This is a genomic window from Actinospica acidithermotolerans (assembly GCF_018139625.1).
Lineage (GTDB): Bacteria > Actinomycetota > Actinomycetes > Streptomycetales > Catenulisporaceae > Actinospica > Actinospica acidithermotolerans.
In genome coordinates this window covers 1-14,998 of the sequence record NZ_JAGSOH010000057.1, presented here as the reverse complement: position 1 = coordinate 14,998, position 14,998 = coordinate 1, and the positions used below count along the sequence as shown (strand labels likewise).

General features: G+C 71.5%; 12 protein-coding genes. 3 read left to right on the top strand and 9 right to left on the bottom strand.

What is annotated here, in order from left to right; translation table 11 throughout:
- Nucleotides 1-69 precede the first annotated feature (69 nt).
- From KDK95_RS19295 to KDK95_RS19265, 7 genes are all read right to left on the bottom strand, one after another.
- The gene (locus KDK95_RS19295) at nucleotides 70-879 is read right to left on the bottom strand and encodes a DUF1295 domain-containing protein (RefSeq protein WP_212519602.1); all 810 of its coding nucleotides are present in this window, start codon (nucleotides 877-879) and stop codon (nucleotides 70-72) included.
- Nucleotides 866-2,833, bottom strand: coding sequence for a DUF1365 family protein (locus KDK95_RS19290; protein WP_307844464.1), 1,968 nt, complete (start codon nucleotides 2,831-2,833; stop codon nucleotides 866-868). Before KDK95_RS19290 ends, KDK95_RS19295 begins: the two co-directional genes overlap by 14 nt.
- An 8-nt stretch (nucleotides 2,834-2,841) precedes the next feature.
- Nucleotides 2,842-4,173, bottom strand: a complete 1,332-nt coding sequence (locus KDK95_RS19285) for an NAD(P)/FAD-dependent oxidoreductase (protein ID WP_212519601.1) — start codon at nucleotides 4,171-4,173, stop codon at nucleotides 2,842-2,844.
- Nucleotides 4,174-4,435: 262 nt separating this feature from the next.
- Nucleotides 4,436-4,870: an ester cyclase gene (locus tag KDK95_RS19280; protein WP_212519600.1), complete on the bottom strand. Its 435-nt coding sequence runs from the start codon at nucleotides 4,868-4,870 to the stop codon at nucleotides 4,436-4,438.
- 177 nt (nucleotides 4,871-5,047) lie between these two features.
- Complete coding sequence (pntB, locus tag KDK95_RS19275) at nucleotides 5,048-6,451, bottom strand: Re/Si-specific NAD(P)(+) transhydrogenase subunit beta (protein ID WP_212519599.1); 1,404 nt, start codon at nucleotides 6,449-6,451, stop codon at nucleotides 5,048-5,050.
- A gap of 3 nt (nucleotides 6,452-6,454) precedes the next feature.
- The gene (locus tag KDK95_RS19270) at nucleotides 6,455-7,987 is read right to left on the bottom strand and encodes a Re/Si-specific NAD(P)(+) transhydrogenase subunit alpha (RefSeq protein WP_212519624.1); all 1,533 of its coding nucleotides are present in this window, start codon (nucleotides 7,985-7,987) and stop codon (nucleotides 6,455-6,457) included.
- A gap of 174 nt (nucleotides 7,988-8,161) precedes the next feature.
- Nucleotides 8,162-8,710, bottom strand: coding sequence for a potassium channel family protein (locus KDK95_RS19265; protein WP_212519598.1), 549 nt, complete (start codon nucleotides 8,708-8,710; stop codon nucleotides 8,162-8,164).
- Between the two features lie 182 nt (nucleotides 8,711-8,892).
- Between KDK95_RS19265 and KDK95_RS19260 the strand changes: the two genes are divergently transcribed.
- Complete coding sequence (locus tag KDK95_RS19260) at nucleotides 8,893-9,927, top strand: ATP-binding cassette domain-containing protein (RefSeq protein WP_212519597.1); 1,035 nt, start codon at nucleotides 8,893-8,895, stop codon at nucleotides 9,925-9,927.
- Nucleotides 9,924-10,706 (top strand): ABC transporter permease, encoded by a 783-nt coding sequence (locus KDK95_RS19255; RefSeq protein WP_212519596.1) that lies wholly within the window; start codon nucleotides 9,924-9,926, stop codon nucleotides 10,704-10,706. Before KDK95_RS19260 ends, KDK95_RS19255 begins: the two co-directional genes overlap by 4 nt.
- Here the strand turns inward: KDK95_RS19255 and KDK95_RS19250 are convergent.
- Nucleotides 10,684-13,923 carry an ATP-binding protein gene (locus tag KDK95_RS19250; protein ID WP_212519595.1) on the bottom strand — a complete coding sequence of 1,080 codons (3,240 nt, stop codon included), beginning with the start codon at nucleotides 13,921-13,923 and terminating at the stop codon, nucleotides 10,684-10,686. The genes KDK95_RS19255 and KDK95_RS19250 overlap by 23 nt on opposite strands.
- A 79-nt stretch (nucleotides 13,924-14,002) precedes the next feature.
- Nucleotides 14,003-14,593 (bottom strand): hypothetical protein, encoded by a 591-nt coding sequence (locus KDK95_RS19245; protein WP_212519594.1) that lies wholly within the window; start codon nucleotides 14,591-14,593, stop codon nucleotides 14,003-14,005.
- A gap of 217 nt (nucleotides 14,594-14,810) precedes the next feature.
- Between KDK95_RS19245 and KDK95_RS19240 the strand changes: the two genes are divergently transcribed.
- Nucleotides 14,811-14,998: response regulator transcription factor (locus KDK95_RS19240; protein ID WP_372463354.1), on the top strand; the 188-nt coding region annotated here is incomplete at its 3' end.

Below are 14,998 nucleotides of genomic sequence, written 5' to 3'. Positions count from 1 at the left end.
TAGGAGCCGGGATCTAGGAGCTACGAGCCAGGAGCTACGAGCTACGAGCTACGACCTACGACCTACGAGCTAGGAGCGGGCATGACGAGGTGGCAGCGGGATGAAACCGCTGGTGCGCCGCATGTATTCGGCGTACTCCGGACGGGTGTCGGCCATGTGCCGGTCCGTCAGGCGCATCCCGCTGCCCGCGGTCAGCAGCAGCGTCATGACGATGGGCGAGGCGATGGTGCACAGCCCCGCCCACTGGTCGGCCGCGAGCAGGAAGAGGCCCCACCAGACGCACGCGTCGCCGAAGTAGTTCGGGTGACGCGTGTAGCGCCAGAGCCCGGTCTTCATCAGCTTGCCGCGATGCGCTGGATCCGCCTTGAAGCGCGTGAGCTGCCAGTCGCCGACGGCCTCGAAGACGAAGCCGATCAGCCAGAGCACGATCGCGACGATGGCGAGCGGGCCCAGCGTGCCGCGACCGTACTGCGCGACCTGGACCGGCAGCGAGATGAACCAGACGAGGGCGGCCTGGAGCAGGTAGACGTGCGTGAACGCATACCAGAGCGCTGAGCCCGGGGCCTTGGAGAGCAGTTTCTCGTAGCGCGGGTCTTCGGGCTTGCCGCGCGAGCGCGAGCCGATGTGAGCGGCCAGCCGCAGGCCCCACACGGCGGTCAGTGCCAGCGCGAGAACCCGGCGACCGGTATCGCCGTGACCGGAGGAGAGCGCGAAGCCCACCAGCGCCACAGCCGTGAACGCCAGTCCCCACGCCACGTCCACCACCCGATGCCGTTTGGTTCGCGCTCCGATCGCGAAGAAGACCGTGAAAAGCGCCAGCGACGTGGCCGCCGTGACCGGCAGGCCGACCGCCCAAGCGCTCAGATCAGTGTTCGACATGGCTCGCTTTCGTCAGAAGAATCTGGTCAACGCCCATCCGGCCCTGCTCGAAGGCGAGCTGTCCGCCGGCCAGGTACAACCGCCACACCCGCGCCGTCTCCTCACCCACCAGCTCGACCGCCCTCGGCCACGCCTCCTCCAGCTTCGACCGCCAGGCGTCGACCGTCCGCGCGTAGTGCTCACGCAGCGATTCCGTGTCGAGCAGCGTGAAACCGGCCGCGCGCCACTGCACGACGGTCTCGTCGAGCGGACGCATGCACATGTCGGGCGCGATGAAGGACTCGATGAACGGCCCGCCGCCGGGTGCCGCGTCCGCCGCGCGGGACATCTGCTGGATCAGCGCGCGGCCGCCGGGCTTGAGCGAGGTGTGCACCATGCGCGCGTAGGCCGGGTACGCCTCGGCGCCGACGTGCTCGCCCATCTCGATCGACGCGGCGGCGTCGAAGGCGTGCGGCTCGACGAACTCGCGGAAGTGCTGGATGCGCACCTCGACCCGGCCCGCCAGGCCTCGCCGCGCCAGCCGGTCGGCGATGAACGCGGCCTGCTGGCGCGAGATCGTGAGCCCGACTCCGGTGACGCCGTAGTGCTCGGCCGCGTGCATCAGCAGCCCGCCCCAGCCGCAGCCGACGTCGAGCAGCCGCATGCCGGGTTCGAGCTCCAACTTGCGGCAGATCAAGTCAAGCTTGTCGCGCTGGGCGTTTTCCAGCGTGTAGCCGGGTGCATCCGACCTCCAGTACGCGCTCGAATACGCCATCGATTCGTCGAGCAGGAGCGCGTAGAAGTCGTTCGAGAGGTCGTAGTGGTGCGCGATCACCGCGCGGTCGCGGGCAGGCGTGTGCAGCCCTCCGCGCACGCGCGCCTGCGAGCGCGGGGGAGCGGGACGCGGGCCGATCGCGCCGAGGCGGACCGCGCCGGCCAGCAGCCGCGCCGCGTTGCCCGGTGTGGCGATGCGCGGCGGACGTGTCTCCGGGCGCACGCTCGCCCACACCCGACGCAGCCCCTCGGCCACGTCTCCCTCCACGTCGAGTTCCCCGGTGACGTACGCCTGCGCGAGTCCGAGCTCGTTCGGCGCCCAGACCAGGCGGCGCAGCGCGCGCGGCGAGTCGAGCACGAGCGTCGGCTTGCCGTCCGGGCCCGCGTGGCTGCCGTCCCAGGCGCGGACGCCGATCGGCAGCTCGCGCGCGCCGGTCAGCCGCTGGTAGAGCCGGGAGATCCGCCCGGCGACGGCGGCCGGCGCGGTGGCGGGATTTTCCTTCTCACGGGGCACGACGGGCAGTCCTCTCAAAAAGAGCTTGATTCCCTGCATTCGGATGCGCGCTGCGGCGATCAGCGTCGGGGACGGCTGGCGGAGCGCGTGGCTCAGCACTGTCCGTGTGGTGGCCGGCTTGCCGCGGCCGCGCAGCACGGCCGCGAACGGGGCCGCGCCCGGCGGCTGGTACCGGATGCTCAGCGCCAGCTCGTCGCCGGGCACGGGCACGGACATCCGGTACCGGCCGCTGACCGGGAAGAACGGCGAGACGTAGAAATCCTTCTCCGCCTCGGCACGCCCCGCCTCGTCGGGCCGCAGCAGGTACCGGTGCCTGCCGCGGTAGGTGTTGTGCACCTCGGCGATCACGCAGGCGAGCGCGCCGTCCTCCCGATGACACCAATAGACGGTCAGCGGGTTGAATACGTGCCCGAGTGAGCGCGCCGCGGCGAGCATCAGGACGCGTCCGCCGCGCAGATCGATCCCCTCCTGCGCAAGGTACGCGTCCACGTTGCGCCGCAGGCTGAGCGCCGGATCGCCGACGTGGTCGGCCGCTCGGAACCCGGCGAGCGCGCGGAGGGCGCGCGGGATGCGCGGAAGATTGTCGAGGTCGACCAGCCACATGACGGTCCGATAGGTGAAATCGTTGCGCACCGGCTGCGTCCGCACATGCCGAACCGTGCAGTCGTAGATGCGTGGCGCCGTCACGATGCGCCTCACCACCGCACGCCGAAGGCCGCCGCCGCCACGACGCCCGACGCGCATCCGTCCTCGTGGAATCCCCAGCCGTGATACGCGCCCGCATACGCCGTCCGCGCCGTCGTCAGCTCGGGCAGGCGGGCCTGCGCCGCCACCGATTCGGGCGTATAGACGGGGTGCTCGTAGACCATCCGAGTGAGCACCTGCGCTGGGTCGATCAGATCGGTCGCGTTCAGTGTGACCAGGTAGTCCTTTTCGGCGTCGAAGCGCTGGAGGCGATTCATGTCGTAGGTGACCAACGCGCGCTCGGTGCTCGGCCCCATCGGCGTGCCGCAGTGCGGAACGAGGTAGTTCCAGCAGCTCCGCGCGGCTGACCTGCGGGGGAGTACCGAAGCGTCGGTGTGCAGAACCGTCTCGTTGCGTGAGTACGTGATCGCGCCCAGAACGGCGCTCTCGTCCCGGGAGGCGTCCGCGAGCATGTGCAGCGCCTGGTCAGGGTGCGTGGCCAGCACGACGCCGTCCGCCTCGTGGCGCGTCCCGGACTCATCCCACAACGTCACGCCCGAAGCGCCGCGCTGGACGGCGCGCACCGGAGTCGAGACGTTGACCGCCGACAAGCCCTTCGCCGCCCGCTCCACGTACGTGCGCGAACCGCCGACCACCGTCCGCCAGCGCGGGGAGCCGGTGACGCTGAGCATGCCGTGGTGGTCCAGGAACTCGAACAGGTAGCGCGCCGGGTAGCGCAGCACCAGCTCGGGGCCGGTCGACCAGACCGCCGAGACCAGCGGCACCAGGAAGTGGTCGGCGAAGTAGCGCGAGTACCCGCCCTGCTCGAGGAAGTGCCCGAGCGTGGTGCCGACCACGGCCTCCCGCAGCTCGGAGCCGTCGGCCAGCAGCCTGCGCGCGTGCCGGTGGAAGCGCCTGATCTCGCCGATCATCCGCAGGAAGCGCGGGTCGGCCAGGCTGCCCGGCCGGGCGAAGACCCCGCGCGGCCCCTTCGCGCCCGCGTACTCCAGGCCGCAGCCCAGGCAGCGCACGCTCATCGACATCTCGGTCTCCTGCGTGGCCACCCCCAGCTCGCGGAACAGCCGCAGCAGGTTCGGGTACGTCCGCTCGTTGTGCACGATGAACCCGCTGTCCACGGCCAGCGCCCCGGCCCGCGGGTCGGCCAGGTCGTGGGTGTGCGCGTGCCCGCCGAGCCGGTCGTCCGCCTCGAACAGCAGCACGTCGTACCGCCGTTGCAGCAGATACGCGGCCGTCAGCCCGGCCACGCCCGAGCCCACCACCGCGATCCGCGGCCGCCCTGCCGCGGCCGGGGTCCGCTCCACGCCGTCCTCCACCGGTGCCATCCGCTCGCCCGCTCCCTTCGCCCTCCACTCGGACTGTTCTTCCGAGTGTTCGACGCCGGCAGGCGAACGGATTGGTCCGACCTTCCGCTGGTACGGCGCGGCGGCCTGACCAGGCGGGATGCGACTGCCGGGGCTCAGGGTGGCGGCTGGGGTCTCGGGGCGATTTTCGCACCCCGCGGTTTGCTTGTGCCCGACCTGCGTCCCCCTGCGCGGCGGTTCCGCCCGCGATTTCAGCCCAAAGGCCGATGGAAGGCCCTCGGAATCAGAAGTCTGGAATCACGGCCGGAGCAAGCCCGAGCTGACGCAGAAAGCCGTGGAGGTCTGTCTCGCCCCAGAACTCGACGATCACCCCGCCGTCGAGCCGGTATGTCTTGCACACCGACATCGTCGCCTCGTGGCCAGAACGGTCGTGCAGGTAGGTCAGCGTGGCGGCAACCGTAACGCGATCGCCCGCGGCGAACAGGTCGTCGACCTTCACCCGGCAGTTGGAGAGACCGGGCGAAAGAACCGAGCTCTCCGGGTAGGCGCGGCCCCGCACGTGGCTCCCCGCGCCGTGGACGTGCACGTCCTCCGCCACGATGTGCTGAAACTCCTCCACCTGCCTGGTCTCGAAAACGCGCAGGTAGCGAAGCACGACCTCGGCGTTTCCGGCGGCGGTCTCGTCGAGGGCGCGGACGGCTGTGGCGGGAGCATCCATGCATCGGACGCTACCCGACCGCGAAGCCGAATTGAGCGGCGGGGGACGGGATGCGACAGCACGCCGAACCTCGGCCGCCGACCTGAGGCCACCGCCGCTCCACGACGACCGAGGCACGCCCCCGGACCACCGTCGTCCAGGAGCGTGCCTCGAAACGTGCTGGCGATGTAACGGCCGTCAGATCGCCCTCAGGACCTCCTCGACCATGCTCTTCGCGTCGCCGAAGAGCATCTGGGCGTTGTCGCGGAAGAACAGCGGGTTCTGGACGCCGGCGTAGCCTGCAGCCATCGAGCGCTTGAAGACGACGACGTCGGCCGCTTCCCACACGCGCAGCACGGGCATGCCGGCGATGGGGGAGCCGGGGTCTTCGGCGGCGGCCGGGTTGACGGTGTCGTTGGCGCCGATGACGAGGACGACGGAGGTGTCGGCGAAGTCGTCGTTGATCTCGTCCATCTCGAGGACGATGTCGTACGGCACCTTGGCCTCGGCCAGCAGCACGTTCATGTGGCCGGGGAGCCGTCCGGCCACCGGGTGGATGCCGAAGCGGACGTCCACGCCGCGGTCGCGCAGCTTCTGGGTCAGCTCGGCGACGGGGTACTGGGCCTGGGCCACGGCCATGCCGTAGCCGGGGGTGATGACGACCGACTTGGCGTTCGTCAGCAGCGCGGCCACCTCGGTGGCGTTGACCTCGCGGTAGTCGCCGTAGTCGGTGTCCGAGCTGGTCGGGGCCTCCATGCCGAAGCCGCCGGCGATGACGGAGATGAACGAGCGATTCATCGCCTGGCACATGATGTACGACAGGTACGCGCCGGAGGAGCCGACGAGGGCGCCGGTGACGATCAGCAGGTTGTTGTTCAGGAGGAACCCCGACGCGGCGGCGGCCCAGCCGGAGTAGCTGTTGAGCATCGAGACGACGACGGGCATGTCGCCGCCGCCGATCGAGGCCACGAGGTGCCAGCCGAGGGCGAGGGCCACGAGGGTGACGGCGATCAGCAGGCCGAGGTCCGGGGAGCCGACGAAGACGCCGGTCAGGATGCCGAAGGCGGCCAGCGCCCCGAGGTTGAGGTAGTTCTTGCCGGGCAGCATCAGCGGCGCGGACTTCATCCGCCCGGACAGCTTGAGGTTGGCGACGATCGAGCCGGTGAAGGTGACGCCGCCGATGAACACGCCGATGAAGACCTCGGCGTGGTGGATGTGCAGCAGGGAGCCGGCGAATTCGGTCTGGCCGGCGTTGTTCTCGACGGAGAAGAACCCGTCCCAGCCGACCAGCACCGCGGCGAGACCCACGAAGCTGTGCAGCAGGGCGATGAGTTCCGGCATCCCGGTCATCTCGACGATCCGGGCCCGCCACAGGCCGATCACGGCGCCGCACGCGACGGCGACGAACAGCAGCGTCACGGCGATGGCGGCGGCGTTCTGGACCGCCACGCCGACCGTGGCGGCGAGCGCGACGGCCATGCCCGCGATGCCGAAGACGATGCCCTGCCGCGAGGTCTCGTGCTTCGAGAGCCCGGCCAGGGTGAGGATGAACAACAGCGCCGCGATGATGTACGCGGCGTCGGCGATGCTCTGAGCGGTCACGGGTCAGCCCTTCGAGAACATGCCGAGCATGCGGCGGGTCACGGCGAATCCGCCGAAGATGTTGATGGACGCGAGCAGGATCGCCACGAACGACAGGACCCTGATGACCGTGCTGCCGTTGCCGATCTGCAGCAGCGCGCCCACCACGATGATCCCGGAGATCGCGTTGGTGACCGACATCAGCGGCGTGTGCAGCGCGTGGTGCACCTTGCCGATGACGTAGTAGCCGATGACGGTGGCGAGCATCAGGACCGTGAAGTGCTCGGGCAGCGGCTGCGGCGCGAACGCGTTGACGAGCCACAGCGCCGCGATGCCGATCCCGGTGAGCGTGAGCTTGCGGGTGTTCGACATCCTCTTCTTCTCGGGCGCCGCCTTGACCGGTGCGGCGGCGGCCGCGGCCGGGGCGGCCGAGACCTGGACCGGGGGCGGCGGCCACATCTTCTCGCCGCGGTGCACGACCGTGATGCCGCGCTGGACCACGTCGTCGAAGTCGAGCACGAGCTCGCCGTCCTTGGCGGGCGTGAGCAGCTTCATCAGGTTGACGAGGTTCGTGCCGTACAGCTGCGAGGCCTGCGCCGGCAGCCGGCCGGCGAGGTCGGTGTAGCCGATGATGGTCACGCCGTTGCCGGTCACGACGACCTCGCCCGCGCGGGTCCCCTCGACGTTGCCGCCCTGCGCGGCCGCCATGTCGACGATGACGCTGCCGGACTTCATGGAGGCGACCATGTCCGCGGTGATCAGGCGCGGCGCGGGACGGCCCGGGATGAGCGCCGTGGTGACGATGATGTCCACCTCGGGCGCCTGCGCGGCGTAGAGCTGCGCGGCGAGGGCGTTGTAGTCCTGCGACATCTCCTTGGCGTAGCCGCTGGAGCTGACCTCGGCCTCGGCAGACTGCACGGCCAGGAACTCGCCGCCGAGCGACTTGACCTGGTCGGCGACCTCCGGGCGCGGGTCGGTGGCGTAGACGATCGCCCCGAGGCTGCTCGCCGCGCCGATCGCGGCGAGCCCGGCGACGCCCGCTCCGGCGACGAGCACCTTGGCCGGCGGGACCTTGCCGGCGGCGGTGACCTGTCCGGTGAAGAAGCGCCCGAACACGTGCGCCGCCTCGATCACGGCGCGGTACCCGGCGATGTTCGCCATCGAGCTGAGCACGTCCAGAGACTGCGCGCGCGAGATGCGCGGCACGGCGTCCATCGCGAGCGCCGTGATCGGCTTCGCGGCGAGCGTCTCGACGAGCTCGGGGTTCAGGCCGGGCGCGAGCAGGGAGACGAGGGTGACCCCCTCGTGCAGCCGCTCGATCTCCGCGGCGTCCGGCGCGTTCACCTTGAACACGACGTCGGCCGCCCAGACCTCCTCCGGTTCGCCGATGCGCGCTCCGGCCGCCGCGTACGCCTCGTCGGGGAACGACGAGAGTGCTCCCGCGCCCTCCTCGACGACCACTTCGTATCCGAGTGCGCTCAACTGCTCGACGGTACGCGGCGTCGCCGCCACGCGTGTCTCGCCGGCAAGGCGCTCCCGGGGCACTCCGATGTGCATTGTCATGGTTCGAGCCCTCCTCGGTGGGTCTCGATCGTGTCCTGCCGATCGTGGGAAGTCGGCAGGGCTGGCGACAGCACCTTAGAAAACCCCGGCGGGTCCGTCCAAGACTTGTGTTTGACTCCGTCATGCCCTACACGCGCCGGTCTACGACCCGGTTCGGCCCGGGATCGGCTATTCGACCCGCCGTCGCATGCCTTCCTGGACCGCGCCGACCACGACGCGGGCCGCGAGGCCGACGAGCAGCAGGTCGCCGATCATCTGGGTGATCACGATGACGCGGGCCGCCTCCGTGTGGGCGGTGATGTCGCCGAAGCCGACCGTGCTGAACGTGGTCACGGTGAAGTAGAGCGCGTCCGTCCGCGTCAGCAGCTGCGTGAAGTCGGCGGGATTGCTCCGCTCCATCAGGTAGTAGGCCGCCGCGTAGATCAGCAGGAACGGCGTGAGCGTCGAGGCGAGCGCGTCGACCGCGCGCAGGCGCGGGTGGGGCGAGTTCACGATCCCCCGGATCTGCCAGGCCAGCAGCACGGCGACGCCGACCAGGCCGAGCACGAGCCCCACCGCGTAGGCGCCGTCGAACGGCTTGTCCATCGGCAGCTTGTAGTACGCGACGACGAGGCCCGCGATGACCGCCAGCGTGCGTGCCGCGGTCCGCAGGACGAGCAGGCGTCCGGCGGGAGGCGACGAGGAACCGCTCTCCGGGTCCGGCACTCCCTGCGTCATCGGCACTCCCTCCACTTCCCAGGCTCGCGCCCGGCGCGGGCTCGTGCATCCCGGAAGGCCCGGAGGTGTGACCGCTTTCACCGCGTCCGGGGCCGTGAAAGCGGCGTGAAACGGCGGTGAATCCGCCCGAGCGCACTCTGGTGCCTGTCGCGGCCGACCGGTCGCGACACGGAGGGAGAGTCATGAACACCGCTGCGCCGAGCCCGGCGATCACGGCAGCCGGGCTGCGTAAGTCCTTCGGGGAGAAGGCCGTGCTGGACGGCGTCGACCTGAGCGTCGCCGAGGGCACTGTCTTCTGCCTGCTCGGCCCGAACGGGGCCGGCAAGACCACGGCCGTGCGCATCCTGTCCACGCTGATCGAGGCCGACGGCGGCACGCTGCGGGTCGCCGGGCACGACCCGGTGCGCGAGTCCGCGGCCGTGCGCTCGGCGATCGGCGTCACCGGGCAGTTCTCCGCGGTCGACGGCCTGCTCACCGGCCGGGAGAACCTGCTGCTGATGGCCGACCTGCACCACCTGCCCGGCCGCCGGCGGCGCGAGCGCGCCGCCGAGCTGCTGGAGCGCTTCGACCTGGTGGACGCCGCCGACCGACGGGCCTCCACCTACTCCGGCGGCATGCGCCGCCGCCTCGATCTGGCGATGACGCTGGTCGGCGAGCCGAAGATCATCTTCCTCGACGAGCCGACCACCGGCCTCGACCCGCGCAGCCGCCGCACCATGTGGCAGATCGTGCGCGACCTGGTCGACCGCGGCGTGACCATCTTCCTGACCACCCAGTACCTCGACGAGGCCGACGAGCTCGCCGACCGGATCGCGGTGCTGGACCAGGGCAGGATCGTCGCCAGCGGGACCCCGGCCGAGCTCAAGCGCCGCGTTCCCGGCGGCCACATCCGGCTGCAGTTCCCCGACGAGGCGCGGGCGGCCTCGGCCGAGCGGCTGCTCGCGGGCTCCTCGCGCGAGGGCGAGCTGTTCCTGAACGTGCCCGGCGACGCCGGGGTCGGCGCCCTGCGCGCGCTGCTCACCCGGCTCGACGAGGCCGCGATCGAGGTCGACGCGCTCTCCGTGCACACGCCGGACCTCGACGACGTCTTCTTCGCCCTCACCGGCCGCCCGGCCGCCGAGGCGGGAGAGACCGCGAACGAGACCGCGGGCGAGACCGCGGACGACGATGACCAGACCACTGAGAACCACCTCGTGCAGAAGGAGTCCGGACGATGAGCACTCTTACCTTCGCGGCGCGCGACTCGGCGACGATGCTCAAGCGCAGTCTGCTGCACACCGTGCGCTACCCGGTGACCCTGATCGTGGCCCTCGGCGTTCCGGCGATGCTCCTGCTGCTGTTCGTCGGCGTCTTCGGCGGCGCGCTCGGCGCGGGCTCGGTGCCGAGCGGCGGCAGGTACATCGACTACGTGGTGCCCGGCATCCTGCTGATGACCGTCGGCTACGGCGCCTCGACCACTTCGCAGTCGGTGAACAGGGACATGACCGAGGGCATCATCGCCCGATTCCGCACCATGGCGATCTCCCGCAGTTCCGTGCTGACCGGCCACGTCGTCGGAGCGCTGATCCGCACGATGGTGAGCGCCGTCGTACTCGTCGGGGTCGCGCTGCTGATGGGCTACCGCTCGAACGCGACCGTCCTCGAGTGGCTGGGTGCGGCGGGGCTGCTCGCGTTGCTCACCCTCGCCCTGAGCTGGCTCGCCGTCGCGGTCGGGCTGGCCGCCGGCAGCGTCGAGGGCACCAGCGGGTTCGCACTCCTCGTGCAGCTGCTTCCGTTCATCAGCAGCGCCTTCGTGCCGACCGCCACGATGTCGGTCGCGGTGCGCTGGTTCGCGCACAACCAGCCGTTCACCCCGGTCATCGACACCCTGCGCGGCCTGCTGCTGGGCACGCCGATCGGGCACAGCGGGTTCATCGCCGTCGCCTGGTGCCTCGGGCTCGCCGTCGCGGGCTTCCTCTGGTCGGTGTCCCTGTTCAAGCGGAGCGCGGCCCGCTGACGTGCTCGCGATCGTGATCGCGGGCCAGCAGGGCCGCGGACACGGCGGCCCGCAGTTCGTTCCAGTCCAGGCCGGTGTACGCCGATACCGCTTCGGTGTACGCCGGCCTGCCGGCCGTCCCGACGAGCCCGCGGATCCGGCCCGCGGACATGGTCGGCTGGAAACCGCTGTGGAACCTGAGGCTCTCGGCGAGCGCGATCATCCGCGCGCCGGAGCCGGTCGCCGCCGCGTCCCCGGTCCGCTGCCCGCGCTCGAGGTCGAGCGCGGCCAGGGCCACCAGCATCGTCCCGATGATCGGGTTGTCGGAGTACGAGGCCGCCGGGCTGCCGATCCGCTCCCGGAGCAGCGCCGCGGCGCCGCGCGGCAGACGGCCGCAGAGCCCGCCGACCTCGTGCAGCCGGCCGTGCTGCGCGTGCGCGATCACGGCCATCGCCTCCACCTCCAGCGTCCAGCTCTCGACGGCGTACGCCTTCTCGTTCAGCGCCCGGTTGCGCGGGTCGCGCAGCGCGTCGGCAGCCTGCCTCCACAGCGCCAGGCCCGCATCGACCTCGCCGCGCGCGAGCAGGATCTCCGCGCGGGCCACGAGGACGAACGTCGGCAGGCCGGCGGCCTCCTCGCCGTCCTCGCGCACCGTCAACTCCAGCCAGTGCTCGGCCTCGGCGACGGCACCGCGCTGGAGGTTGGCCAGCACCATCGCGGACCGGACGCGGGCCGCGCTTGACCCGTTCTCGAACGCGTTGAGGCCCGGCAGTTCGGCCAGGACCGCCAGCGTCGCGGCGAAGTGCTCGTGCGCCTCGTCGCCGCGGCCCAGATCGAGGCACAGCTCGCCGATCCGGCTGTGCGTCATGACCCTGAACCACGGGTACGGCCTGCCCTCGAACGCGGCCAGGGTGCGCCGCGCGGCCTTCAGCGCGCTGTCCGGGTCGTTGACGCTCTGCCACATGAAGCTGGCCACGATGTTCGCCATGGCCGCGAGCATCGGCTCGTCGCTGTCGCAGAGCATGTGCAGCGCGGCGAACGGCTCGTCGCGCGCCTCGACGAGGGCGGCGAAGACGGCCCAGATCGCCCGCGCCGCGGTGTCCGGCGCGGCCGGCGGCAGATGCCGCAGGGCGACCAGCGTCCGCGCGGCGGCGGGGTGCTGCAGGATCATGGCGCTGACGACGGCCAGCACGACGGCCGTCCTGGCGAGTTCGACGTACTCCGGCTCCGGCCGCAGCCGGGAGAGCATGCCCGCGGTCTGGCCGGTCAGCGAGGTCAGGCGCGCGAAGTCGACCTCGAACATCCACAGTGCACCGAGCAGGGCGGCCGCGGCGACGACGGACGGGCCGTCCTCGCGCTCGAGCCCGAGACGCAGCGCCAGCAGCAGGTTCTCCTGCTCGTCCCTGGCCAGGGCCGCCGAGGTGACCACGTCCGTGCCGAGCATCGCCTCGTGGTGGGCCAGGGCGAGATCCCGCGCCCAGGCGAGGAACCGCTCGACGACCGCCTCACCCTCGCCCGCCTCCGCGCGTCGCGCCGCGCTGAACTCGCGCACGGTCTCCAGCATCTGGAAGCGCGTCCCCGCGGCGGTGTCGAGCGCCTGGACGAGCGACTGGTCCACCAGCTGCTCCAGGACCCACAGCACGTCCACGGCGCCGTCCCGGCCGAGGACGTTCCGCGCCGCCTCGGCCGTGAATCCGCCGGGAAAGACAGACAGGACGCGCATCGCCGCCCGGCCGTCCGGCGTGAGCAGGTTCCAGCTCCAGTCGATGACCGCGTGCAGGGTGCGATGGCGCTCCGGCGCGTCCCGCGCGGCGCCGCGCAGCAGCGTGAACCGGTCCCCGAGCCGTCGCGCGATTTCGGCCACTGACATCACGCGCACGCGTGCCGCGGCCAGCTCCACCGCGAGCGGCAGTCCGTCGAGACGGCGGCAGAGGTCGCGCACCGGCTCCTCGGACAGCTCGACGCCCGGCCGAGCCGAGCTCGCGCGCTGGCGGAACAGCTCGACGCTCGTCGTGAGGCTCAGCTCGGGCAGCAAGTACACGGACTCGGACGACAGGCCGAGCGGGGTGCGGCTCGTCGTGAGCACGCGCAGCTCCGCGCTCCTGGCCACCAGGTCGCGGACCAGCTCCGTCGCACCGTCGATGACCTGCTCGCAGTTGTCCAGCACGAGCAGCGCCGGGCCGGGTCCGAGCGCGTTGACGATGCCGGTGAGCGGATCCGTCGCGACGGCGCGCGGTCCGGCCGCCGCGGGCCCGCGCTCCGCGACGCCGAGCGCGGACGACACCTCGCCGAGGACGTCCGCGTCGGCGGTGACGGCCGCGAGAGCGACGAGATGGACTACGCGCTGCCCCACTGCGCCGGCGACGGCGTACGCCAAGCGCGTCTTGCCGAGGCCTCCGGGACCGATGATCGAGACGACGCGCGAGGTGCGCAGCAGGTCGTGCACCTTGGCGATGTCGTCGCCGCGTCCGAGCAGTTCGTTGGGCGCGTGCGGAATGCCGCGGCGTACGACCGGCCGCTCGCTCTCCAGCAACTGGCGGTAGACCCGCTGCATGTCCGGGCCCGGATCGCTGCCCAACTCGTCACGAAGGGTGCGGCGGTACGCGTCGTACCTCGTCAGCGCGGCCGCGGGGCCGAGCGTCGCGGCCTCCAGCAGGAGCAGCTGCGCCAGGACCTCTTCGTCGCGCGGATTCTCGCGGATCAGCTCATTGAGCGTCTCGGCCGCCTCGGCACGCCGGTCGAGCGCGCTCAGCGCCAGCGCGCGGACGCGGACCAGCGACCGGTACGTCGCCGCACGGGACGCGCGCAGCTCGGAGAGCGGGTCGCCGAGTGCGAACTCACTGCTCGGAGTGCCGTCCCACAGGGCTAGGGCCGCTTCGGACTGAGCCAGTGCTCCGGTCTGGTCGCCGGCCTGCGTGCACCGCGCGGCGGCCGCGGCATATACGGATACAGCGGTGGCGTCGATCTGCTCCTCGCTCAGCGCCAGCCGGTAGCCGACCGGCGTGCTGACGATCGTGTCGCCGCCGATCTGCGCCCGCGCGCGGGAGACCAGCACCTGGAGCGCCCGCGTCGGATGCTCGGGCATCGCGTCCGTCCACAGCCTCTCGACCAGCCGCGACGTGCTGCACCCTGCACCCGGCTCGTCCGCCAGCAACGCGAGCAGGCCGCCCAACCGGGACCCTGCGATCTCCCGCCCCCGATAGGCCACCCGCGACAACAACACCAGGTCGACAGCCACGTCAGAAGGCTACCCCGCGCACGCGCGAGCGGCCCGCGCCGATCGGCGCGGGCCGCTGTGCCGGTCTTTGCACGGGCCATTACACGTTCAGGCCGGGCTCGGTGAGAGCGGCCGCCGTGTCCGGGACGGTGATCTTCCGGCTGCGGCGGGCGGTGGCGAGGGCGACGGCCGCGCCGAACAGCGTGACGGCGCCGATGCCGGTGAAGGCGATGCCGAGGCCGATGACGAGGTAGGTGACCTCCCAGGCCTGGTAGGCGGACAGGAGCGAGCCGCGCAGGGATTCGCCCATGAAGGCGGTCTGGCGCTGGTTCGCGAGCGTGGCGAGGGTGGCGGCGGGGGTGCTCTTGTCGGCCGCGGCGGCCATGTACGCGCCGGAGACCTGGCTGTAGGTCTTGCCGCCGGTGGCCTCCTTGATGTGGGTTTCGATCATGTCGGAGAAGGCCTTGGCCTGGGGTCCGGTGGTGACCAGCTGTCCGGCGTAGCCGGCCTCGGCGGCGGGCAGCGAGGCGGAGCCCCTGGCCGGGAAGGTGATCTGCTGGGCGGTGAGCTGGTCGGTGACCTGGTGCTGTCCGGAGATCCCGACGCCGATCATGATCGGGCCGGCGACGAGCAGGGCCGCGCCGGTGAGGGCGGCGAGCCAGCGGACGAGGGAGCGGGCGGCGTGCAGCATGGTGGTTGGGTCCCTTCGGTTGGTCCGGCACCTGCCGGGCCGGGTCTCGGTGACGTGCGCGTCTTCGCTGTGCACCGAAACCATCCACCCGCCGCGCGGGCTCCGCCCGGGCCCTCGGTCGCGCCTTCTCGCGGCCCTTCGGCCCGGGCCTGGGCCCGCCGGATCTCGGGACCTTCGGCCCTGCGCGAAGCCGGACCGCTGGTTCTAGCGTGTGCTCATGACGCAGACGCCGAACCCGCAGCCGCGCACCTCCGACGCCCCGGCGCGGATCTTCCTGCTGGATGATCACGAGGTGGTTCGCCGGGGTATCAAGGATCTGTTGGAGGTTGAGGGGGAGTTCGAGGTGGTGGGTGAGGCGTCGACGGCGGCTGAGGCGTTGGCGCGGGTTCCGGCGCTTCGGCCGCA

What these genes read in the sequence shown, in the direction of transcription:
- KDK95_RS19295 (WP_212519602.1), bottom strand. Translation starts at nt 879, where the DNA reads ATGTCGAACACTGATCTGAGCGCTTGGGCGGTCGGCCTGCCGGTCACG.
- KDK95_RS19285 (WP_212519601.1), bottom strand. Translation starts at nt 4,173, where the DNA reads ATGGCACCGGTGGAGGACGGCGTGGAGCGGACCCCGGCCGCGGCAGGG.
- KDK95_RS19280 (WP_212519600.1), bottom strand. Translation starts at nt 4,870, where the DNA reads ATGGATGCTCCCGCCACAGCCGTCCGCGCCCTCGACGAGACCGCCGCC.
- KDK95_RS19270 (WP_212519624.1), bottom strand. Translation starts at nt 7,987, where the DNA reads ATGCACATCGGAGTGCCCCGGGAGCGCCTTGCCGGCGAGACACGCGTG.
- KDK95_RS19265 (WP_212519598.1), bottom strand. Translation starts at nt 8,710, where the DNA reads ATGACGCAGGGAGTGCCGGACCCGGAGAGCGGTTCCTCGTCGCCTCCC.
- KDK95_RS19260 (WP_212519597.1), top strand. Translation starts at nt 8,893, where the DNA reads ATGAACACCGCTGCGCCGAGCCCGGCGATCACGGCAGCCGGGCTGCGT.
- KDK95_RS19255 (WP_212519596.1), top strand. Translation starts at nt 9,924, where the DNA reads ATGAGCACTCTTACCTTCGCGGCGCGCGACTCGGCGACGATGCTCAAG.
- KDK95_RS19245 (WP_212519594.1), bottom strand. Translation starts at nt 14,593, where the DNA reads ATGCTGCACGCCGCCCGCTCCCTCGTCCGCTGGCTCGCCGCCCTCACC.